23 protein-coding genes are annotated in these 21,654 nt (G+C 69.3%); 13 read left to right on the top strand and 10 right to left on the bottom strand.

Going from position 1 to position 21,654, the window contains the following annotated elements:
• Positions 1–14 precede the first annotated feature (14 nt).
• On the top strand, positions 15–584 hold the full coding sequence (locus SK854_RS44335; RefSeq protein WP_319981438.1) for a TMEM175 family protein: 570 nt from the start codon (positions 15–17) through the stop codon (positions 582–584).
• On the opposite strand, the gene SK854_RS44330 is transcribed toward SK854_RS44335, so the two are convergent.
• Positions 556–1,395 carry a helix-turn-helix transcriptional regulator gene (locus SK854_RS44330; protein WP_319981437.1) on the bottom strand — a complete coding sequence of 280 codons (840 nt, stop codon included), beginning with the start codon at positions 1,393–1,395 and terminating at the stop codon, positions 556–558. The genes SK854_RS44335 and SK854_RS44330 overlap by 29 nt on opposite strands.
• 138 nt (positions 1,396–1,533) lie before the next feature.
• Between SK854_RS44330 and SK854_RS44325 the strand changes: the two genes are divergently transcribed.
• Positions 1,534–2,478, top strand: a complete 945-nt coding sequence (locus SK854_RS44325; protein ID WP_319981198.1) for an SDR family oxidoreductase — start codon at positions 1,534–1,536, stop codon at positions 2,476–2,478.
• Here the strand turns inward: SK854_RS44325 and SK854_RS44320 are convergent.
• Positions 2,444–3,052: an alpha-ketoglutarate-dependent dioxygenase AlkB gene (locus SK854_RS44320; RefSeq protein ID WP_319981197.1), complete on the bottom strand. Its 609-nt coding sequence runs from the start codon at positions 3,050–3,052 to the stop codon at positions 2,444–2,446. The genes SK854_RS44325 and SK854_RS44320 overlap by 35 nt on opposite strands.
• 67 nt (positions 3,053–3,119) lie before the next feature.
• On the opposite strand from SK854_RS44320, the gene SK854_RS44315 reads away from it, so the two are divergent.
• Positions 3,120–3,263 (top strand): hypothetical protein, encoded by a 144-nt coding sequence (locus SK854_RS44315; protein WP_319981196.1) that lies wholly within the window; start codon positions 3,120–3,122, stop codon positions 3,261–3,263.
• Here SK854_RS44315 and SK854_RS44310 read toward each other — a convergent pair.
• On the bottom strand, positions 3,260–3,799 hold the full coding sequence (locus SK854_RS44310; protein ID WP_319981195.1) for a TetR/AcrR family transcriptional regulator: 540 nt from the start codon (positions 3,797–3,799) through the stop codon (positions 3,260–3,262). The genes SK854_RS44315 and SK854_RS44310 overlap by 4 nt on opposite strands.
• Positions 3,800–3,848: 49 nt before the next feature.
• Here SK854_RS44310 and SK854_RS44305 point away from each other — a divergent pair, with 49 nt between their 5' ends.
• Positions 3,849–5,447: an AMP-dependent synthetase/ligase gene (locus SK854_RS44305; protein ID WP_319981194.1), complete on the top strand. Its 1,599-nt coding sequence runs from the start codon at positions 3,849–3,851 to the stop codon at positions 5,445–5,447.
• A 1-nt stretch (position 5,448) separates the two neighbouring features.
• On the opposite strand, the gene SK854_RS44300 is transcribed toward SK854_RS44305, so the two are convergent.
• From SK854_RS44300 to SK854_RS44290, 3 genes are all read right to left on the bottom strand, one after another.
• On the bottom strand, positions 5,449–5,994 hold the full coding sequence (locus tag SK854_RS44300; RefSeq protein WP_319981193.1) for an EF-hand domain-containing protein: 546 nt from the start codon (positions 5,992–5,994) through the stop codon (positions 5,449–5,451).
• Between the two features lie 162 nt (positions 5,995–6,156).
• Positions 6,157–6,939 carry a PRC and DUF2382 domain-containing protein gene (locus SK854_RS44295; RefSeq protein WP_319981192.1) on the bottom strand — a complete coding sequence of 261 codons (783 nt, stop codon included), beginning with the start codon at positions 6,937–6,939 and terminating at the stop codon, positions 6,157–6,159.
• Between the two features lie 128 nt (positions 6,940–7,067).
• Positions 7,068–7,769: an SDR family oxidoreductase gene (locus SK854_RS44290; RefSeq protein ID WP_319981191.1), complete on the bottom strand. Its 702-nt coding sequence runs from the start codon at positions 7,767–7,769 to the stop codon at positions 7,068–7,070.
• Between the two features lie 84 nt (positions 7,770–7,853).
• Here SK854_RS44290 and SK854_RS44285 point away from each other — a divergent pair, with 84 nt between their 5' ends.
• Complete coding sequence (locus SK854_RS44285) at positions 7,854–8,684, top strand: LysR family transcriptional regulator (protein ID WP_319981190.1); 831 nt, start codon at positions 7,854–7,856, stop codon at positions 8,682–8,684.
• On the opposite strand, the gene ilvD is transcribed toward SK854_RS44285, so the two are convergent.
• Positions 8,681–10,369, bottom strand: a complete 1,689-nt coding sequence (gene ilvD / locus SK854_RS44280; RefSeq protein WP_319981189.1) for a dihydroxy-acid dehydratase — start codon at positions 10,367–10,369, stop codon at positions 8,681–8,683. The genes SK854_RS44285 and ilvD overlap by 4 nt on opposite strands.
• Before the next feature lie 19 nt (positions 10,370–10,388).
• Complete coding sequence (locus SK854_RS44275) at positions 10,389–11,561, bottom strand: alginate lyase family protein (protein ID WP_319981188.1); 1,173 nt, start codon at positions 11,559–11,561, stop codon at positions 10,389–10,391.
• 106 nt (positions 11,562–11,667) lie between these two features.
• Between SK854_RS44275 and SK854_RS44270 the strand changes: the two genes are divergently transcribed.
• Positions 11,668–11,910 (top strand): DUF6210 family protein, encoded by a 243-nt coding sequence (locus SK854_RS44270; protein WP_319981187.1) that lies wholly within the window; start codon positions 11,668–11,670, stop codon positions 11,908–11,910.
• Between the two features lie 84 nt (positions 11,911–11,994).
• On the opposite strand, the gene SK854_RS44265 is transcribed toward SK854_RS44270, so the two are convergent.
• Together SK854_RS44265 and SK854_RS44260 are read right to left on the bottom strand one after the other, a co-directional pair.
• Positions 11,995–13,464: a DUF1996 domain-containing protein gene (locus SK854_RS44265; protein WP_319981186.1), complete on the bottom strand. Its 1,470-nt coding sequence runs from the start codon at positions 13,462–13,464 to the stop codon at positions 11,995–11,997.
• A 93-nt stretch (positions 13,465–13,557) separates the two neighbouring features.
• Positions 13,558–14,460: a DUF4142 domain-containing protein gene (locus tag SK854_RS44260; protein WP_319981185.1), complete on the bottom strand. Its 903-nt coding sequence runs from the start codon at positions 14,458–14,460 to the stop codon at positions 13,558–13,560.
• Between the two features lie 137 nt (positions 14,461–14,597).
• On the opposite strand from SK854_RS44260, the gene SK854_RS44255 reads away from it, so the two are divergent.
• From SK854_RS44255 to SK854_RS44225, 7 genes are all read left to right on the top strand, one after another.
• On the top strand, positions 14,598–15,356 hold the full coding sequence (locus SK854_RS44255; protein WP_319981184.1) for an SGNH/GDSL hydrolase family protein: 759 nt from the start codon (positions 14,598–14,600) through the stop codon (positions 15,354–15,356).
• 142 nt (positions 15,357–15,498) lie between these two features.
• On the top strand, positions 15,499–16,893 hold the full coding sequence (locus SK854_RS44250; protein WP_319981183.1) for an ABC transporter substrate-binding protein: 1,395 nt from the start codon (positions 15,499–15,501) through the stop codon (positions 16,891–16,893).
• A 49-nt stretch (positions 16,894–16,942) separates the two neighbouring features.
• The gene (locus SK854_RS44245) at positions 16,943–18,760 is read left to right on the top strand and encodes an ABC transporter permease (RefSeq protein WP_319981182.1); all 1,818 of its coding nucleotides are present in this window, start codon (positions 16,943–16,945) and stop codon (positions 18,758–18,760) included.
• A complete protein-coding gene (locus SK854_RS44240; protein WP_319981181.1) occupies positions 18,757–19,449 on the top strand; it encodes an ABC transporter ATP-binding protein in 693 nt (230 codons plus the stop codon). The genes SK854_RS44245 and SK854_RS44240 overlap by 4 nt, the downstream gene beginning before the upstream one ends.
• A complete protein-coding gene (locus SK854_RS44235; protein ID WP_319981180.1) occupies positions 19,446–20,099 on the top strand; it encodes an ABC transporter ATP-binding protein in 654 nt (217 codons plus the stop codon). The genes SK854_RS44240 and SK854_RS44235 overlap by 4 nt, the downstream gene beginning before the upstream one ends.
• Positions 20,096–21,349 carry a choice-of-anchor P family protein gene (locus SK854_RS44230; protein WP_319981179.1) on the top strand — a complete coding sequence of 418 codons (1,254 nt, stop codon included), beginning with the start codon at positions 20,096–20,098 and terminating at the stop codon, positions 21,347–21,349. The genes SK854_RS44235 and SK854_RS44230 overlap by 4 nt, the downstream gene beginning before the upstream one ends.
• Complete coding sequence (locus SK854_RS44225) at positions 21,346–21,654, top strand: hypothetical protein (protein ID WP_319981178.1); 309 nt, start codon at positions 21,346–21,348, stop codon at positions 21,652–21,654. The genes SK854_RS44230 and SK854_RS44225 overlap by 4 nt, the downstream gene beginning before the upstream one ends.

The raw sequence follows: 21,654 nt of genomic DNA, 5'->3' as shown, positions 1-21,654 counted from the left end.
TTGGCCGGGTGTCCATGAAGCGCGATCCCGACCGCCTGGTCCTGTTCGCCGACGCCGTGGTCGCCATCGCGATCACGCTGCTGGTGCTACCGCTGGTGGAGATCACCTCCGAACCGGGCTCCGAGCCCGCGAGCGAACTGGTCGCCCACCACTGGCCGCAGATCTTCAGCTTCCTGCTGAGCTTCGCGGTCATCGCGCACCTGTGGTTCACCCACCACCGGCTGTTCGAGAACGTGAAGCAGTACAGCTCGGTGCTCGTGGTGCTGAACATGGCGTGGCTGCTGACGATCGTGGTCCTGCCGTTCCCGACCGAGCTCGCCGGCCGGCCGGGTGACGACCACTTCACCCAGTTCTTCTACATCGGCACGATCACCGTCAGCAGCATGTTGCTGACCGCGATCACGCTGCTCGTGCACGGCAGCCCGGAGCTGGCCGTGGAGGCTCAAGGACTTTCCCGGCCGGTGGTGCTGCGGGCCATCACCCCGACCGTCGTGCTGCTGATCGCCCTCGTGCTGTCGCCGTTCATCAGCTACTGGGGTCTGCTGCTGTTGCTGGTCAGCCCGCTGGCGCAGCGGATCCGATGACGGCCAGCAGCTGCAGCTTCTCGTAGCTCTCGGTGCCGGGCGTGGCGGTGTAGACCAGCAGGAAGTGGTTCTGGTCCGGGTCGAGCAACGTCTGGCACTGCAGTTCCAGCGCGCCGACGCTCGGGTGGACGTACCGCTTGAACTCCTTGGGGCGCAGGCCGATCTCCTGGGCGTCCCAGACGGTCCTGAACTTCTCGCTGCGGGCCAGCAGGAGGTCGGTGTAGTGCGCGGCGCGGGAGCCGGGGCCGTGCCGCGTCAGGGCTTCACGCAGGCCCGACGCGAACATCCGGCCGAGGAACTCGTGGTCGGCGGGGTCGTACAACGCGCGGGCCGCGGGGTCGGTGAACCAGCGATAGCCGAGGCTCCTGGCCGGACCGGTGTACCGGCTCGCGTCACCGGTGAGCGCGATGCCGAGCGGGGTCTGGCGCAGCGTCTCGCCGAGTTCCGTGACGATCTCGGCCGGGGTGTCCTGGAGACGGTCGAAGATCCGTGCGAGGCCGGGGCTGACGTGCTCGCTGAGCGCGCCGCGGTGCGGTGGGCTGTGCCCGGCGAGCCGGAACAGGTGGTCGCGTTCGTCCAGCGACAGGTGCAGGCCCTGGGCGATCGCCGCGATCATCTGCTCGGACGGGTGCGTTCCGCGTTCCTGTTCCAGGCGCGCGTAGTAGTCGGTGGACATGTTGCACCGGGCGGCGACCTCCTCGCGGCGCAGCCCGCTGGTCCGGCGCCGGGATCCGCGCGGGAGTCCGATGTCCTCGGGCTGCAACGCCTCTCTGCGGCGCCGCAGGAACGCCGCCAGGCCGGCTCGGTCGATCGCCACGTCGGCTCCTCTCGTCTCCCTGTTTTCTAACGTGCGCGCGCCGCCGTAGCCACGGAGTGAGAGGTCCTGGATGCGGTGGTGCTGGTCCGGCCACTGTGGAGGACAACACCACCACGAGCAGGGGAGTGCGCGATGAGCAGGAAGTTCGACGTCGAGGTCCCGGACCTTACCGGCAGGCGGGCCGTCGTCACCGGCGCCAGCGACGGGGTCGGGCTCGGCATCGCCGGACGGCTCGCGGCGGCCGGGGCCGAGGTCGTCATGCCCGTCCGCAACCAGCGCAAGGGCGAGGCGGCGATCGCCGCGATCCGGCGGCATACCCCGGACGCCGACGTGTCGTTGCGCTCGCTCGACCTCTCCACGCTGGCCTCGGTCGCGGCCCTGGGCTCGGTGTTGCTGGAGGAGGGCAAGCCGATCCACGTCCTCGTCAACAACGCGGGCGTCATGACCCCGCCCGAGCGGCAGACGACCGCGGACGGGTTCGAGCTGCAGTTCGGCACCAACCACCTGGGCCACTTCGCTCTCGTGGACCACCTGCTGCCGTTGCTGAAGGCCGGCCGTGCGCGGGTGACCTCGCAGATCAGCATCGCCGCCAACCAGAACGCCATCAACTGGGACGACCTGAACTGGGAGCGCTCGTACAACGGCGGCAAGGCCTACAGCCAGTCGAAGATCGCCTTCGGGCTCTTCGGACTGGAGCTCGCCCGGCGCAGCGAGGCGGGCGGCTGGGGCATCACGAGCAACCTCGCCCATCCCGGCGTGGCTCCGACGAACCTGCTCGCCGCCCGGCCCGAGGTCGGCCGCTCCAGCGACATGGCGGGCGTGCGCGTGATCCGAGTCCTGTCCTCGGTGGGTGTCCTCGGCACCGTCGAGTCCGCCCAGCTCCCGGCGCTGCTCGCCGCGACGGCACCCGAGGCCGGCACGTTCTACGGCCCGAGCCGCTTCGGTCACCTCAGCGGGCCACCCGCCGAGCAGGCTCTCTACAGCCGTCTGCGCAGCACGGACGAGGCCCAGCGGGTGTGGCGGGTGTCCGAGGAGCTGGTCGCTAGCGGACTCCGTGCGGGCGGAACTGGACGCTGATCCTCGGCCCGACGACCTTCGAGGTCTTCGGGATGGCGTGCTCCCAGGTGCGCTGGCACGAGCCGCCCATCACGAGCAGATCGCCGTGCCCGAGCGCGTACTTGTGCGTCTCGCCGCCTCCGCGCGGCCGCAGCAGCAGGGCACGCGGGGTGCCGACGCTCAGGATCGCGACCATCGTGTCCTCGGTCTGGCCGCGGCCGATCGTGTCGCCGTGCCAGGCCACGCTGTCCCGGCCGTCGCGGTAGTAGCAGAGCCCGGCGGTCGTGAACGGTTCGTTCAGCTCGGGCAGGTAGTGCGTCGACAACGCCTCGCGGGCCGTGGTGAGCACGTCGAACGGCAAGGTGCCGCTGTAGAAGCAGAGCAGGCGCGGCACGTCGACCACGGCGTCGTACATCTGGCGGCGTTCGGCGCGCCACGGCACCTCGTCGACGAGCTGGTCGAACAACGCGTCGGCGCCCGCGAGCCAGCCCGGCTGGACGTCGATCCACGCGCCGTGGCCGAGTTCGGTGCGGCGCGGGGCGAGCGGGGCCAGTTCCGGCTCCGCGTCCAGGTCGAACAGTGATCCCTGGCGCATGGACCGCAGCATAATCGAACAGGTGTTCTATGGCCAACGAAGGTCGTTCGTAGCTGATAATGACGGCATGACTGGGGATGAGGAAGAGTTCGTGCAGGTTCACGAGAACGGCATGAACGTCGTGCGCGGGAAGGTGTTCGGGACCGTGGTGCAGTTGGAGAGCGTCAACGGCGACCTGGTCTTCCCCGCGCCGAAAGCCGCCTGGGACTAGGGCTTCAGCACGGCCCACACGGCGTCCGCGACGATCTCGCGCGCCTCGGCCAGGTCGAACACTCCGAGCAGGAACCTGCGCACCGACTCGTGCGCCGGTCCCATCACCACGGGCTCCAACGCCCACGGCGGGACCGTGCGCAGGTCGCCGGACGCCATCCGGTCGAGGAACCAGGCCAGGACCGGCGCGAACTCCGTCATCTTGGCCGCCGGGTCGGCGTGGTCCGGTGCGGCGTAGAGGAAACGCGCCCGGCTCGGGTTCGCCATGACCCAATCGAGGTAGCTCAGCGTCAGTGCGCGCACGCCCTCGGACGCCTTCTCCGCTTTCAGCGCGGGCAGCATCGCGGCGACGCACCGGGCGTAGCTGTCGGCGTAGAGCTGCGCGAACACGCCCGCGCGGCTGCCGAAGTGGTGGTAGATGCTGCCGTTCGACATGCCCGAGCGCTCGGTCAGCGCCGCGATCGTGACGGCGTCCAGGCCGCCTTCCTCGACGAGCCTGAGCGCCGCGTCGAGGAGAGACTGTCGTCGGTCGGACATGAGGGTTAGAGTACCGCTCTGGAGCGACGCTCCAGAGAAGGGGAGAGCAATGGCGCTGTCGATTCCCGGCCTGCTGCGCGATCGGGTCGCCCGCACGCCCGACGCTGAGGCGATGCGGTACCGCGACAACGGCGGCTGGGTGTCGCTCACGTGGTCCGAGCTGCAGGAACGAGTCGCCGCGGAGGCGTTCGGGCTGGTGGAGAAGGGCCTGCGCAAGGGCGACCGCGTCGCGTTGATGGGGCCCACGAGCATCGAGTGGATCGTCACCGACCTGGCCGTGCTCGCCGCCGGGGGTGCCACCACCACGATCTACCCGAACAGCACGGCCGCGGAGGTCGCGCACATCATCGGCGACTCCGGCAGCCGGATCGTCGTCGTGGAGACCGACGAGCACGCCGCGTCGATGCCGGACGGCGTCGAGGTGCTGCGGTTCGGCGCGGTTCCCCAGGTCTCGGGTGACTACGACGCGTTGATCGACGGGCTCGCGCAGGACGACCTCGCGACGTTGATCTACACCTCGGGCACGACCGGCACGCCCAAGGGCGTCGAGCTCACCCACGAGAACTGGCTGACGACGGCGGAAGCCGTTGCGTCCCTGGGCATTCTGCAGCCGACAGACCTGCACTTCCTGTGGCTGCCGCTGTCGCACGCGTTCGGCAAGGTGCTGACGATGGCGATGATCGCCGCGGGCGTGCCGACCGCCGTCGACGGCAGCGTCGAGCGGATCGTGGACAACCTCGGCGAGCTGCGGCCGTCCATCGTGGCCGCCGCGCCGCGCATCTTCGAGAAGATCCACGGCCGGATCGTCGCGGGAGCGCGGGAGAAGGGCGGCGTCACCGAGAAGATCTTCCGGTGGGCCGACCGCGAGCACGGCCCGGCGACGCGCTGGCTCGCGGATCGCCTGGTGTACCGCAAGTTGCGCGACCGCGTCGGCGGCCGGATCCGCTACTTCGTGTCGGGTTCCGCGCCGCTCGCACCGGAGATCGCGGAGTTCTTCGAGCGCGCCGGCATCACGATCCTGGAGGGCTACGGGCTCACCGAGTCGTCCGCGGCGACGTTCTTCAACCGGCCGGGCATGATCGCGATCGGCACGGTCGGGCCGCCGATCCCCGGCATGGAGGTCAAGATCGCCGAAGACGGCGAGGTGCTGCTGCGCGGCCCCGGTGTCATGCGCGGCTACCACAACCGGCCGGACGCCACCGCCGAGTCGCTGGTCGACGGCTGGCTGCACACCGGCGACATCGGTGAGCTCGACGACGCGGGCCGGTTGAAGATCACCGACCGCAAGAAGGAACTGATCAAGACCTCGGGCGGCAAGTACGTGGCGCCGACCCGGATCGAGAGCATGATCAACGCGGCGTCGCCGTACATCAGCAACGTGATCGTGCACGGCGACCGGCGCAAGTACTGCGTGGCGCTCGTGACGCTCGACCCGGACACCGCGGCGGGGCTCACGGACGCCGAGTCCGAAGTGGACAACGCGATCAAGTCCGTCAACGCGCAGCTCGCACGACATGAGACGATCAAGCGGTTCGCCGTGCTGGAGCACGACTTCAGCGTCGAGGACGGGTTGCTGACCGCGTCGCTGAAGCCGCGCCGCCGGGAGATCGAGAAGCGCTACTCCGACGTTCTCGACAGCCTGTACTGAATCAGACCAGTGGGCCGTAGAGGTGGTTGCCCGCGGCCTGCGGGTCGGTGCTGGTGAAGTACTCCCTGGTGGCGACCGAGATCTCGGCGCGCGTCAGGTAGCCGCTGGCGTCGGTGTCGAGCAGGCGGAACGACTCCTCGGCGGCGGGCAGGGGAGTGCCGTAGCCGCCCTGCAGCCGCAGCCAGTCGTTCATGCTCAGCCTGCCGTCGCCGTCCTCGTCGCCGATGACGAGCAACGCGTCGATGGCCGGCTGGAAGACCGTGTCGTAGCCGTCGCCCTCGGCGAGAACCGCCATGCCCGCGACGAACTCGCTGCGGGAGACGCGGCCGTCACCGTCGGTGTCGAGCGATCCGACGAGCGAGTTCCACACCTGCTGGAACCCGTCGGCCACCGACTTCGCGCGCTCGGAAGCGGGGTCGTAGCCGCACGCCGTGACGATCTCCTCGCCGCGCTGAACGAAGTCCTCGTGCTCGACGTACCCGTTGCCGTTGGCGTCGAAGTGGTTGAAGAAGTTGTCCCACTTGCGATCCAGCAGTGCCTGCGTCATTTTTCCCTCTGATGTCAACGAACTGGTGATCGACTTCGGGATCGGCAGGGCGGCCGGTGTTCTTGCGGTGATCAACCGCTTCGGGTGAATGTTTCGGTGTCGCCTGGAATTGCCGCGAACCGCCCACCGGCGGAAGTGGTGGGCGGTTCGCACGACGTTCGGTCAGCGGCGGCCGCGCGGTTCGTCGTCGCGCTCGACCTCGACGCGTTCCTTGCGGACCTCGCCCTTGATGTCCTTCTGCTCGGTGACCGCGTCCTTCTCCAGCCGCACTCGTTCCACGGCCTCGGTGCGCTTCTGCACCACCGGTTCCTCGCGGTGCAAGGTGATCTCCGCCTGTTCGTCGGCGAACGCCTTGCCGGTGCTGCCTTCCGCGGGCTCGCGGACGACCCGGACCTCCTCGTGCGTGACCGGCACGGTGATGTTGCGCTGCTCGGTGACCGTGTGCTTGACCAGCCGCACCCGGCCCGTCTCGACGCTGCGGGTGCCGACGTCGAGCTTCTCCTCCGAGAGCGTGACCTCGGCCGCGTCGCCCGTGCCACGTCCGGCGCCGCGCTGCCCAGCGGCCTGCCTGCCGTTGCCGCCCTTGGCGGCCTTGCCGTCGAGCCGGTCGTGCTCACCGGTCTTGGCCTGCGGGATCATCCCGTAGTGCCGGTAGAGCGCCTCCTGCTCCTGGTCCGACATGTGGTCGCCGGAGGTGTGCATGCTCGGCGACTCCTTCACCTGCTCCTTGGTGACGGGGACGGTGATCGCGCCGCCCGCCACCTGTCCCTGCTGGATCGGGACGAAGCTCTCCTTCATGCCGAACAGTCCGGTGTGGACCTCGGCCCACATCGGCTTGCCGGTGCCGTCCTCGAGCCACACCCGCTTGACCGAACCGATCTTCTCACCCCGGTTGTCGATCACGTCGCAGTCGTACAGAGCCTCAACGTGCGTCTGATCGATCATCGTGTCGTCCCTCCGCGTTTGGCTGTTGCCTGTGAACGCGAAGTACCCGCCGCTGTGAGCTCAATCGCGGGGGCCCACCGACCGGGCTACCGTGCCCGCGTGGCGAATTCAGTCGACTGGGCGACCCCTCACCACGCGATGACGCCCTCGTCGTCGTAGAAACCACCGCGCGGCCCGTCGTCGGGCAGGGTGGCGAGCCGGAGCGCGATCGCGGCGCCCTGCTCGGGTGTGCGCGGTGAGGCGAAGCCGGTGAAGTCGGTCGCGACGTAGCCGGGGCAGCAGGCGTTCACGATGACGTTCGTGCCGTCGAACGCCCGCGCGTACTGGACGGTGATGCTGTTGAGCATCGACTTCGACGGTGCGTACGCCGCCATGATCGGGCCGGTCCGCAACGCCAGCGACCCCATGTTGCTCGACACGTTGACGATCCGCGGCGAGGCGGCCTGGCGCAGCAGAGGGAGCATCGCGTTCGTGACCCGGACGACCCCGAACACGTTGGTGTCGAGGACGGTGTGGACGACGTCGAGGTCGAGCGTCGTCGGATCCTGCGCTCCCGCGTCGGTGCGCCCGCCGATGCCGGCGTTGTTGACGAGCACGTCGAGCCGCTCGATCGTCGCCGCGGCCTCCGCGACGCTGTCGTCGGAGGTGACGTCCAGCGCGACCCCGAACGCGTCGATTCCGTTGGCGCGCAAGCGCTCGACGGCCTCCTTGCGGCGAACGTCGTCCCGTGCGCCCACCGCGACTCTGAAGCCGAGCGCCCCGAGCCCGTGGGCGATGGCGAAGCCGATTCCCTTGTTCGCGCCGGTGACCAGCGCGGTCTTCTTGTTCACGTCTTCATGTTCGGCTCGCTGTGGGCGTGCTGTCCAAGATCGATTCAGTAAGCTCTGATACCTCACGGGTATTAGGCTTGGTCCGTGGACGATCTGGAGACCCGCGAGCTCAGGTATTTCGTGGCCGTCGCGGAGGAACTCCACTTCGGACGTGCCGCCACACGGCTCGGGATCGCCCAGCCGCCTCTGTCGCGGGCGATCACCCAGCTGGAACGACGACTCGGCGTCCGGCTCCTCGACCGCGACCGGCGCGGCGCGGAGCTCACCGACGCGGGCCGGGTGTTGTTGCGGGAGGCCAGAACGGCGCTCGACGCGGTCGCGGCCGCAGTCCGCCGGACCCGTCGCGCCGGTGACCCGGAACGCCCGCTGGTGCTCGTGACGAAGGCCGGGGCGTCCCACGAGCTGTTGCGGGCGCTGCTCGACGTCCTGACCGACCCGGTCGAGGTCCTGCTGTGCGAGGTGGGGGAGCAGGCGCACCGGCTCCGCGACGGGCAGGCCGACATCGCGTTGATGCACCGCCCGTTCGACGACCTCGCGGGGTTCGACACCGCCGACCTCCACACCGAGAGCCAGGTGGCGATCGTCCCGGCGACGCATCCGCTCGCGGCCAGCGAGAGCCTCACGATGGCGGAGGTCAGCCACGTGCCGGACCTGCCGATCGCCCGCTGGCCCCGGCTCGACGGGACCTACCCGGACGGCCCAGGTCCCGAGGTGCGCACCCAGTCGCAACTCGCCCAATTGGTGGCGCTCGGCAGGACCCTGCTCGTCATCCCCGCCTCCAGCCGCGCCTGGCAGTGGCCGGAACACGTCGCGGTGCCCGTCGTGGACGCGCCGGACGTCACGACGGTGCTCGCCTGGCCGCCGGGCTCGCCAGTGGAGTCACTGGTCCGCTCGGCGGCCGAGCTGAGCTTCTAGTCGCAGACGGCTCCGCGTGAGGCCGAGCCGACCAGCTTGGCGTACTTGGCGAGCACGCCGCGTTCGTAGCGCGGAGGCAGCGGCGCCCAGCCCTCGCGACGGCTGTCCAGGTCGGCGTCGACGTCGAGCGTGCCCTTCGCGACGTTCAGCGTGATCTGGTCGCCGTCGCGCACGAACGCGATGGGCCCGCCGTCGACCGCCTCCGGTGCCACGTGCCCGACGCAGAGTCCTGTCGTGCCACCGGAGAACCGGCCGTCGGTGAGCAGCAGGACGTCCTTGCCGAGGCCCGCGCCCTTGATCGCCGCGGTGATCGCGAGCATCTCGCGCATGCCCGGCCCGCCCTTGGGGCCCTCGTAGCGGATGACCACGACGTCGCCGGAGGTGATGGTGCCGTCCTCCAGCGCGTCCATCGCGGCGCGCTCGCGATCGAACACCCGCGCGGTGCCCGTGAAGACGTCCGAGTCGAAGCCCGCCGACTTGACCACAGCGCCCTCCGGGGCGAGCGAGCCTTTGAGGATCGTGATGCCGCCGGTGTGGTGGATGGGCTTGTCGAGCGCGCGCAGCACGAGGCCGTCGGGGTCGGGCGGGTCGATGTCGGCGAGGTTCTCGGCGACCGTGCGGCCGGTGACGGTGAGGCAGTCGCCGTGCAGCAGACCGGCGTCCAGCAGCGCCTTCATCACCACGGGCACGCCGCCGATGCGGTCGACGTCCGTCATCACGTGGCGTCCGAACGGCTTCACGTCGGCCAGGTGCGGCACGCGCGAGCCGATGCGGCTGAAGTCGTCCAGGTCCAGCTCGACGCCGGCCTCGTGCGCGATCGCGAGCAGGTGCAGCACCGCGTTGGTGGAGCCGCCGAACGCCATCACGACGGCGATGGCGTTCTCGAACGCCTCGCGCGTCATGATCTGCCGCGCCGTGATGCCCTTGCGCAGCATCTCGACCACGGCCTGACCGGAGCGGCGAGCGAACCCGTCCCTGCGGCGGTCGGTCGCCGGGGGAGCGGCACTGCCCGGCAACGACATGCCGAGGGCCTCGGCCGCGCTGGCCATGGTGTTCGCCGTGTACATGCCACCGCACGCGCCCTCGCCGGGGCAGATCGCGCGTTCGATCAGGTCGACGTCCTCACGGCTCATCAGCCCGCGCGCGCAGGCCCCGACGGCCTCGAACGCGTCGATGATCGTGACTTCTTTTTCGGTGCCGTCGGTCAGCGTGACCCGGCCGGGCAGGATCGACCCGGCGTAGAGGAACACGCTGGCCAGATCGAGCCGCGCCGCCGCCATCAGCATGCCGGGCAACGACTTGTCGCAGCCCGCGAGCAGCACCGACCCGTCCAGCCGCTCGGCCATCATCACGGTCTCGACGCTGTCGGCGATCACCTCGCGCGAGACCAGCGAGAAGTGCATGCCCTCGTGGCCCATCGAGATGCCGTCCGACACCGAGATCGTGCCGAACTCCAGCGGATACCCGCCCGCGGCGTGCACGCCGTCCTTCGACGCCTTCGCGAGCCGGTCGAGCGACAGGTTGCACGGCGTGATCTCGTTCCACGACGAGGCTACGCCGATCTGCGGCTTCTCCCAGTCCTCGTCACCCATGCCGACGGCCCGGAGCATGCCGCGCGCGGCGGTGCGCTCCAGGCCGTCGGTCACGTCGCGGCTGCGTGGCTTCACGTCCGGTGTCTCGGTCATGAGCGCACGCTAGTACGTGTCAGCTGGGGTTGGCTGCGTGAGTCAGCGTCTCCCAGGCGATGAACAGGTTGTCGGTCCCGTGTGGACGCTTCGACTCCGTGTAGATCTTGGTGTTCGCCATCGCGATGCCCAACCGGGTGTTCAGCGCGTTGTAGCTGACCTCCGGCGTCGGCCCGAGCTCACGACTGAGCGTGCCGCCGCACAGCCAGGACGGCATCGGCTCGCCGTTCTGGTACTTGCTGTGCAGGCCCCACGCGTGGCGCATGCGGTCCTTGATCTCGCCCCAGATGTCCTGGCCCTGGATCCACGCGGTCTCGGCGAGGTGCGAGGCCGCGCTCAGCCCGTACGCCGTGTGCGCGAAGTCGCGGCAGGTCTCCTGGGTGAGGCCGTCGACGAACGTGGACTGGTTGTGCCAGTAGGAGATGATCTCGGCCCTGGTGTCGATGCCACTGCCCGGCGGCGTCCTCGGCAGCGCGCCGTCGGTGGTCAGGTAGATGAACGCCTGGATGCGCGTCCGGAAGATGCCGATCGCCTTGTCGTAGGCGGCCTTGTCCTCCAGGTACACGGCGATGCCGATCGACGCCTCCATCATGCTGAGTTCCCAGTTGCCGTTGGTGTTCGCGCGGCCGTTCTGGATCTCGGGCAGGTAGACGTTGCGCAGCATCGTGCCGAACCTCGCGCTGTTGGGCCAGGTTCCGTAGACGTGCTTGATGATCTCGGCGGCCTTGGGCCAGCTGCTGGCCGACCACGCGGTCTGCAGCGGGGCGTTGGAGTTGGTGTGGTCCCGGATCGTGGCCGACCACGCGTCCATGATCTGGATCGCCTTGGTCGCGTACCTGGCGTCACGGGTGACGTACCAGGCCAGGGAGAGCGTGTAGGCGGCGAGCGCGTCCTCGCGTTCGTCGGTGCAGCCGTTGTTGGGATTGCTGACGGGACCGCATTCCACGACGGCGCGAGGCTTCGGCGTGCGGTTCAGGTCGGCGTACTTCGTCGCCATCATGCGGTCGTAGGCCGTCTTCCACGGCTGTGCGCCGGCCTGGACCTTGGTGCGCATGAAGTCGAGCTGTGGCCGGGAGACCACGACTCCCGGGTGGACGAACGTCGCCGGCGCCGCCGAAGCGCTCGGGCCGGTGACCGGGACCAGAAGGGATGCCAGCAGTGCGATCAGCACCGTGCAGGAGCGGGTGACCATGCGGCCAGTGTTAGTGGTCTATACCTTTGCGGTCAATCATTCCGGAACAAGATTCACGTCGATGAACCGGTTCACATGACTGAACAATGCGGCCGGGGTTGGAAATGTGTTTGAACCCGTTGTCGCGGCCCGCGAAGCTGCTGTCCATGAGCACCCGACGCTTCGTCTTCCTCGATCCCGACGGCGGTGCCGGCGACGAGTGGTTGCTTCCGCGGTGCGGGCACGTGGAACCACGGAGCTGACCGTTCTGCGGTTGGACGAGAGCCGGATCCGGGAGGCCGACGAGGCGTGGATCCCGGTGATCACACCGGACGGGCCCGGCCTGCTGGTGTGGTGCAACTCGGACTGAAACCGTTCACCGCGGCCGGACAGCGAAGAGCCCCGGTGCGCGGGAGGGGCACCGGGGCTCTTCGGGTCCAGCAGGGTCAGAGCGTCACTCGCGGCACTTCTTGCCGGTGTTGACGCAGTTGACGAGGCGGTTCATGATCTTCTGCGACATCACGTTGGCGAAGTCGTCGTGGTCGGTGAGCGGGTTGTGCTCCTCCTCCGGGAAGGAGTCGACCAGGTAGCGACCTTCCTTCTGGACGTCCAGCGGGATGTTGTAGGTCAGGGAGATCCGCAGCTGCGGAACAGCCTTGAAGCCCTGCTTGCACTTGCCGTTCTGGTCGGGGAACACGATGTGGTCCCGGTGGTTGGCCGAGTCGATGTTCTTGCCGTCCCAGCAGCTCGGGAAGTCGTGGACGCGCTTGACCTTCGCGCCCTGCGGGCAGATCGGGTACTTGTCCATCAGGACCTTGTCCTCGAAGCCGGAGCAGGTCCACGACGCCTTGGCGTTCTTCGGGCCGTTCTGGCCGGCCTTCGCGTCACCGTAGAGAACGCGGAGGAACTTCGGCATCGCGACGACCTTGCCGGTCGGGCTGCCGCGGAACTGCAGGTCGACGACGGCGGGGCGCTGGATCTCGCCCTCGTTGCCCTCGAGCTCGTTCTCGGCGTTCTCCTCCGGGTTGTTCTGGTTCTTCTTGGCCTCGGTGCCCTCGGCCTGGGCGGCGTCGGCGTTCTCGCCGCCGTTGTCGAGGCCTTCCTCACCCGCGGCCTTGTCCTTGACCGCACAGGCGGCGGCCGGGTTCAGGTCGGGAGCCTGCTTGCCCTGGCGGCTGAACGCCAGCATCATGCGGTTCAGGATGGCGGCGCGCTTCTCGCGCGTCGGGCCGACGATGATGTTGTCGCGGTCCTGGGCCTTGACCGAAGCGACCTTCTTCTCGGCTTCCTCGGTCACCTTCTCGATGTTCTCGAGTTCCTTGTCGATCTCCGCCTGGGCGGCGTCCGGCACGTCCTCGGGCAGCAGCGACGCGACGTCGGGGCACTCGAGCGCGGGCGCGGCCTTGGCGGCCTTGTCCTTGTCCTGCTGAGCCTTGTCGTCCTTCTTCGGCGGAGCCTGCTCCTCCGGCGGTGCGGCCTCTTCCGCTTCCTCGTCGACGATGCGCACGACGGGCCAGAAGTACGCGGACTTGTCACCGTTCTTGCAGGTCGTGCCTGCCGCCTGCAGCGACTGGTTGTTGGAGTCCGCGTTCGTGGAGAGGTTGCCGACGTAGTCGTGCAGGTGCTGGGCACCGTTGCGGACACCAGGCTGCGCGATGAAGTTGTCCGGGTTGAAGTGCCCGTTCTCGTTCCGGCCGCAGTTGACGGTGAACGTGCCTGTGGTGGCGTCGTTCTCCGGCTTTGGTTTCTTGACGTTCGGCTTCACCTTGGTGATGTCGACGAACAAGCTCTTGTCCGGACCGTCGGCGAGCGCGGCGCCATCAGAAGAACTGATGGCCACCACCGCGGCACCGCCCGCGACCACGGCCATCGCCGCCGCGGCGGCGGTGAGCCAGATCGTGGATTTCCTCCGGTGAATAGCCATTTGCCACCTCGTGGTAGTCCGATAAAACGGCATGGTGAAGCTGACGGCGGTATGGGGCCGCTATCTTCGGGATTGAACCTGGGTGTGCTGTTTTTAAAACGAGCGAGATTTCCGCCGTGATTTCTTCGATCGGGATATCATTCGCATCCCCACCAGCGCGAGCGCGAGCACCCCGATGGCGGCGAAGAAGACGCCGTTGTTGTCCCCGAACACGCCTTGCTCGGCGGTGCGGGTGAACCTGGTGCCCTCCGGCACGGTCGGGATCACGCCGTCGGTCGGGTTCGCTGACTGGTCGGCGGGCTGGTCACCTGTCGCGTCCGGTGCCCCGCTGTTGTCCGCGGGCGGTGGAGGCGCGAGTGGTTGCGGTGATTCCAGTCCGGCGAAGTCGACGCGACCGGTCTCCTCGAGCACCTTCATGTGATCGAAGACGGTGATCATCGCTTGCGTGGAAAGGATGCGGATGAGCTCGTTCTTGGTGCCCGCCCGGATCTGCGCGGCATAGGCGTAGACCTTGCCGTGCGCCGCGCGGAGCCGGTTGGCGAACACGGCGTCGAACTCGTCGCCGTTCGCCGCGTCCATTTCGGCGAGCCAGCCCTTCTGCTCGTCCGAGGCCTCCGTGGGCAACGTGTGGCCGAGCAGAACGCCCGCCCGGTTCACCACGTTGTCCAAGAGCGTGTGCCCCTCGATGAGGTGCTTGCAGGCCTCTTGGATCTTGGGCTGGTCGGCGCGCTTGGCCTTGCCCTTCTCGCCTGCGGGCTTCTCCCACAGCCCGGCCTGCTTGACCCGGTTCATGAAGTCCCGGTCAGCCGGTCCGAGCGGCCCCCACTGCGTCTGGACGACCTCGTCGCCCGTCCCGCCGCTGCCGGGCGGCGGGGTGGAGATGGGGGTGGACGGCGTCGTGCTGGGCTGACCGATCGCGCTCCCCGTGTTCAGGAGCACCGCCAGCGCACAGCCGGCCAGCGCGACCATCAGTCGCGTCGGCTTAGCCAGATCCATGGAGAGTCGCACGACCGGGGATACGGCCAGGAATGGGAGAGCGCCTCAGTTCGAGACGTCTCCGTTATCGAAACGTTATCGCCGAGGCCGCAACCCCGGCCAGGTCTGCGCTCAATGCCCCGCATAGGGTCGTGAGCATGAGCAAGCGTTTTGTGGCGTTGGGGGACTCGTTCACCGAGGGTGTGGGCGATGACGACGCCAGTCGACCGAACGGTGTGCGGGGCTGGGCGGACCGCGTCGCCGACGTGCTGGGCGCGGCGGACCCCGAGTTCGCCTACGCCAACCTGGCCGTGCGCGGCCGGCTGCTGCCGCAGGTGCTGGGCGAGCAGCTCGAACGCGCTCTCGCGATGAAGCCGGACCTCGTCTCGCTCTACGCGGGTGGAAACGACCTCATGCGTCCGAAGGTGGACATCGACGCGTTGATGCGCCGCTATCGCGCGGCCGTCGCGCGGTTGGTCAACGCGGGCGCACGCGTAATCCTGTTCACGGGCGTCGACGGCGGGGACGACCCGGTGTTCCGCAAGATGCGTGGTCGCGTGGCCATCTACAACGAGCACGTGCGCGCGATCGCCGCCGAACACGACTGCGTGCTGGGTGACATGTGGAACATGCGGCAGCTGCGCGACCGCCGCATGTGGTCCGCGGACCGGCTGCACCTCAACTCGCTCGGGCACACCGAGGTCGCGATCTCCGTTCTGGAGGGCCTGGGGGTCGAGCACGCGCTGGAGCGGGCCCTGCTCGGCGTGGCTCCACTGGTCGACCGTCGCGTGCGGCGGGCCGAGGACTGGCAGTGGGCTCGTGAGCACGTCGTGCCGTGGGTGATGCGACGGGTGCGCGGGGAGTCCTCCGGGGACGTGATCCGGGCGCGCCGTCCGGAGCTGCTGCCGCCGTCTTAAGTAGAACGTGTTCCTTGGCGCGGTCGCTTCTAACGAGGCGACCGCGCTTTGGTGACGGCTTTCCCCGCGATTCTTTGCAGATAGAACGCGTTCTAGAAGTTGCTTGGGTCTGGATGGATGCAGATCCCTAACGTCAGTGCGCATGCGTCGCAGGACCGCACTGATCGCACTCACGATCTGCGCGTTGCTCGCCGGATGCGGAAGCAGGCTCACCGACGAGCAACGGGCCGCACTCGTCGTGCCTCAAGGAGGAACGGCGGGCACTCAGGACGGCGCGGTGACCGGTGAGGACGGCGCCGTGTCCGAGGGCACCGCGGAACAACCGGGCGCCGCGAACCCGCAGGAGCCGAACAAGCAGCCGAACCCGCCGGGCAGCATCGCGGGCGGTTGCCAGGGCACCGGCGGCGCCACGGACAAGGGCGTCACGGCCGGCGAGATCACGATCGCCAACATCTCCGACATCAGCGGCCCGGTGCCCGGCATCTTCCAGTCGGCGCAGCAGGCGACCAAGGCGTTCGTCGAGTACTTCAACGCCACCCAGGGCTCGGTGTGCGGACGCAAGCTCAAGCTCGTCTCGTTCGACTCGCGCACCGACAGCGGCGGCGACCAGCAGGCCACCTCCCAGGCCTGTGAACAGGCCTTCGCGCTGGTCGGCTCGATGTCGGCGTTCGACCAGGGCGGCGGACCGGCGGCGGCCGGGTGCGGCATCCCGGACCTGCGTGCCTCGACGGTCACCGCGCAACGTCAGCGCACGCCCGTGAGCTTCGGTGTCGCCTCGAACGTCGTGAACCTCGTGTCGTCGGCCGGGCCGGACCTGGTCAAGTCGAGCTTCCCCGGCGGCATCAACGCGGCCGCGTACCTCTACCTCAACGCCGACGCGAGCGCGCAGAACGCCAAGAGCATGCAGAAGGCGGCGGAGGCGCGCGGGATCAAGTTCGTCTACTCGCAGGCCATCGACATCACCGACGTCAACTACGCGCCGTACGTGGCGAAGCTGAAGGAGACCGGCACCAAGATCGTCTACTGGATCGGGTCCGCGCAGTACGCGGTGCGGTTGCAGCAGGCCATGCGGCAGCAGGGGTACACGCCGGAGGCGTTCATCACCGACCCGTCCGCCTACGACCCGCAGTACATCAAGCAGGGTGGGGCGGCGGTCGACGGCACCGTGGTCTACACGAACGGCGCGCTCTTCGAGGAGTCGAACGCCCAGGTGGCGCTGTACAAGCAGTGGCTCGGCCGGGTGGCTCCCGGAGCGGCGCCCTCGTACTTCGGGATGTTCGCCTGGTCGGCGGCGCGGTTGTTCGTCACCACCGCCGCGAAGGTCGGGCCTCAGTTGACCCGCAAGGCGATGCTGGAGGCGGTGCGCGGGGTGCACGACTTCACGGCCGAGGGGATGGTCGCGCCGCAGGACGTCGGTGGCAAACGGACTTCGGCCTGCATGACGCTGGTGCGGCTGAAGGGCGGGGCGTGGTCGCGACTCGCGCCGGCGTCCGGGTACTCGTGCGGGACGTTGATCGACACGGGGGTGGGCGGATGACGGGGAAGCGTGCCTGCCTGGCCTTCGGCCTGGTCACGGGGAGCGGCGCATGACGGCACTCCTCGCCTACACCATCTTCGGCCTGGTCACGGGTGGCGCGTACGCCGTCGTGGCCGGCGGTCTCGTGCTGACCTACAGCACCTCCAAGGTGTTCAACGTCGGTCACGGCGCGATCGGCATGGTCATGGCGTTCCTCTACTGGGAACTCGCCGAGAACCGCGGCCTGCCGCAGTGGCTCGCGTTGCTGCTCGTGGTGGGGGTGTGCGCGCCGCTGTTCGGGCTGGTGATCGAGCGGTTCATCATGCGCAGGCTCGCGGGCGCGCCGATCGGGATCACGCTGGTGGCCGGGGTCGGCGTGCTGGTCGGGCTCATCGGGGTGGCGCAGGTGATCTGGCCGCCGCAGGCGCGGCCGGTGCGGCCGTTCCTCGACCAGCTCGGCATCCACATCGGACAGTCGTTCGTCAGCGGGCACGACCTGGTGACGCTGGCCTGCGCGGTGCTCGTCGCGGGCGGCTTGTACGTGCTGCTGAACCGGACGCGGACCGGGCTCGCGATGCGGGCGTGCGTCGACGCGCCGGAACTGGCCGCGCTCTACGGGACGCGGCCGCATCGGTTGTCGGCGCTGAGCTGGGCGATCGGGTCGGCGCTGGCCGCGCTGGGCGGGATCCTCCTGACGCCGGTCGTGCAGCTCGACTACGTGACGATGACGTTGCTCGTGATCACCGCGTACACCGCCGCGCTGGTCGGGCGGTTGACGAGTCTGCCGTGGACGTTCGCCGGTGCTTTGGGGCTCGGGCTGGTGCAGTCCTACGCCGTCGCCTACCTGCCGTCGTCGCCGTTCTGGATCTCGTTCCGGGCGGCGATTCCGGCGTTGCTGCTGTTCGTCGTGCTGCTCGCGATGCCGCAGTCGCCGTTGCGCATCGGCGGCGTCAGAGGAACGCGCGGGGTGGCGGTGCCCAACGCGCTGACCACCGGTGTGGGCGCCGGGTTGTTCGCGGGTGTGGTCGTCGCGCTCGCGTTGCTGGTGGACTCGGTGGTGGCCGGGCAACTCGCGCTGGCGCTGGTGTTCGGGATCGTGCTGTTGTCGATGGTGCTGCTCACCGGGTACGGCGGAGTCGTCTCGCTGGGGCAGTTCACGTTCGTCGGCGTGGGCGCGGTGACCGTGGCACGGCTCGGATCGGCCTCTCCGCTCTCGTTGCTCATCGGGGCGGGGGTCGCGGCGGCGGTCGGAGCGCTGATCGCGTTGACGGCGTTGCGGGTCAGCGGGTTGTACCTGGCGCTGGCGACGCTGGGATTCGCGCAGCTCATGGACAAGCTCGTGTTGCAGTCGCCGGTCGCGTTCGGCGTGCGGGGCAGCCTGCAGGTGCCGCGGATGGTCGAGTCCGCGACGGGGCAACTGCTGCTGGCGGCGGGCGTGTTCGTGCTGGTCGGGATCGGGGTGCTGGCGGTCAGGCGGGGACGGCTCGGGCGGCGGATGATCGCGGTCAAGGACAGCTCGGCGGCGTGCGCGACGCTGGGGTTGAACGTGCGCTGGATCCGGGTCTGGGTGTTCTCGCTGTCGGCGGCGATCGCGGGGCTGGCGGGCGGGTTGTTCGCGCAGTTGCGGGAAACCGTTGCCGCGAGCGACTTCCAGCTGTTCAACAACCTGCCGTTGCTGCTGTTCGCGGTGATCGCGGGCGTGACGTCGGTGTCCGGCGCGTTGCTCGGCGGGGTGCTGCTGATGCTGCTTCCCGTGCTGCAGAGCGGTTTCCCCGCGTTCGCGGGGGTGGCGGTCGTGCTGCTCGGCGTCGCGGCGGCCGGACTCGCGCGCGATCCGAACGGACTGGTCAGCTGGGGTTTCCGGGCCTGGTCCTGGCGGCGCGCATGAGCACGTTGCGGGTGGAGGGCGTGACGGTCCGCTTCGGCGAGGTGACCGCGGTCAACGACGTGTCGCTGGTCGTCGAACCCGGCGTCACCGGCCTGATCGGGCCCAACGGCGCGGGCAAGACGACGTTGTTCGACGTGATCAGCGGCCTGCGGAAGCCGTCGTCGGGCCGGGTCACGCTGGACGACGCGGACATCACCTCGCTCGGCCCGCACCAGCGGTCCAGACTCGGTGTCGCGCGGACGTTCCAGCGGCTGGAGGTCTTCGGGTCGCTGACGGTCTCGGAGAACGTGCTGGTGGCGCTGGAAAGCCGGCGCCGGCCCGCGAAGCTCGCGCAGGAGTTGCTGGAACGGGTCGGGATCGCGGAGTTCGCCGGAAACCAGGCCGACACCGTTCCGACCGGCGCCGCGCGACTGCTGGAACTGGCTCGCGCGCTGGCCACCGACCCGGTGTTGCTGCTGCTGGACGAGCCGTCGTCGGGGCTCGACCGCGCGGAGACCGACGCGTTCGGCGAGTTGCTGCGGCAACTGAGCGCCGAGGGCCGTTCGGTCGTGCTGGTGGAGCACGACATGGACCTCGTGATGGGCTACTGCGACCACGTGCACGTGCTGAACCTGGGGCGGCTGCTGGTGTCCGGAACGCCGGACGTCGTGCGTGCGCATGAGGGTGTCCGGGAGGCGTACCTCGGATGATCGACCTGACGGACGTCCACGCCGGCTACGGCCGGATCGAGGTGCTGCGCGGGGTGTCGCTGAACGTGCCGCGCGGGACCGTCACCGCGTTGCTGGGCCCGAACGGCGCGGGCAAGTCGACGCTGGTCAAGGTCCTCAGTGGACAGCTGCGGGCGACCTCCGGCCACGTCCACCTGGGTGGCGTGCACGTCAACGACGCCGCGCCCGACGAGCTGGCGCGGGTGGGCCTGTGCACGATCCCGGAAGGCCGCGCGATCTTCCCGAACCTGACCGTCGCGGAGAACCTTCGTCTGATGCGCGGGGACGCCGACGTGGTCTACGCCCGGTTCCCGAAGCTCAAGGCGCGCCAACGGCAGCTCGCCGGTTCGATGTCCGGCGGCGAGCAGCAGATGCTCGCGTTCTCCCGCGCGCTGATCACCGACCCGGCCGTGCTGGTGATCGACGAACTCTCGATGGGACTCGCACCGGTGATCGTCGCCGAGCTGTACGAAGTGGTGGGGGAGTTGGCGCGCTCCGGCGTCACGATGCTGATCGTCGAGCAGTTCGCCGAGACCGCCTCCGCCGTCGCCGACCAGGTCGTCGTGATGACGCACGGCGAGATCTCCGCCGATTCCGACCTCGCCACCGTCTACTTCGGAGGGACGTCATGAGGTACGCGCTCGTCCTGCTGCTCCTCCTGCTGTCCCCGGCGCCCGCTCGGGCCTCCGACATCGGCGGCTTCACGCTGTCCGCCCACGCGGCACCGGTTTCCGTGCTGCTGCACACCGATCTCATCCCGGTGCCGGCCGAACCGCAGGGCGAGGTGCACCTCTCCTACACGCAGACCGAACTGGGCGCGGGCCCGATCGGCCGGTCGGTGGCCAGCTCGCTGTGGCCCGGCGCGGCCGTGGGCACCGGTCTGCCGCAACTGCTCGGCTTCGCCTACCCGGTGCAGGCCAACGCGGCGCACCCCGGCGGCCCGGCCGACCAGTCGCAGCCGGGCATGCGCGCCGCGGCCGGCGCCGCCAAGGCGGAGTCCTACGCGGGCGCCAAGCAGGAGGTGCCGTTCCTGCTGACCGCCGACGGCCTGTCGTCGAGCAGCGTCAGCACGGTCAGCGCCTCCGAGGCCCGTTCCACGGCCGTCACGTCCGCGCAGACGATCTCGCTGCTGGCCGGCGTGGTCGTGATGTCGGGCGTCCGCTTCGAGTCCGTGGCCGTCAGCGACGGCAGCAAGGGCAGCGGCACCAGCACGTTCTCGGTCGCCGAGTTCACCGTGCTGGGCCAGAAGTTCCCGGTCAAGGCCCCGGACGCGCCACCGGACGGCCTCCTGAAAGCGTTGGAACCACTGGGAATCACCCTGACCTGGCCCACGGCGGCCACGAAACTCGAAGCCACGTCGGCGACGTCCTCCAGCCGCGGCCTGACCCTGACCGTCGACGTGCTGGCGTTGCGCACCAAGCTGGGCCTCGGCGGCATCCTGGACGGAATCGTGGCCCCGTTGCTGCCCAAGGAACTCGCGCCGCTGCTCAACCCGCTGCGCAAGATGGTGGTGATCGTCGGCGACACCGAGGCCGTCGCGAACGCCTCCGTCTCCGCACCCCTGACCCCACCGGACGCACCGGCACCGGTCGTGCCTCCACCGCCTTTGGCTGACGCATCGCCACCTCCCGGCCTGGGCACACCTCCGGTCGCGGGCGTGACCCCGCCGTCGAAGTCGGTCACCCCGGTCGCCTCGGCCCGCACCAGGCCGCGCTCACTGCTCGACTTCCCCGGCGTACCGGCGCTGCTGGTGCTCGCCGGCCTCGGGGTCGCCGCGGCGGGAGCGTTCGGCATGAAGTCGTTCGGCACCTTCCTGCTGGGCGGCGCCCCCTGTCCCTCCGGACACCCGACCGGTGTCCCCGACCTGCGGGTGAGCCCATGACGATCCAGGACCGGCGCCGCGCACGGATGCGCAGCGGACTCGGCCTCGTCGGCACGATGCTGATGACGGCGGGCATCGCGGCGATCCTCTTCGCCTGGTGGGGCGTCGCGCACACCGGGTACACGTTCGAGCAGATCCCGTACGTCGTGTCGGGCGGGATCCTCGGGGTCGGGCTGATCGGGGTCGGCGGGTTCCTCTACTTCGGATCGTGGCTCACGAAGCTCGTCGAGGAGCAGCGGCAGACGACCTACGCGCTGCTGCAGTTGCTGGAGGAGCGGGACCGGGAGCGGGCGGAGCGGGTCTAG

Source organism: Lentzea sokolovensis (genome assembly GCF_033949975.1).
Lineage (GTDB): Bacteria > Actinomycetota > Actinomycetes > Mycobacteriales > Pseudonocardiaceae > Lentzea > Lentzea sokolovensis.
Note: the sequence above shows the minus strand (reverse complement) of the source record. Positions and strands in the feature narration are given on the sequence as shown.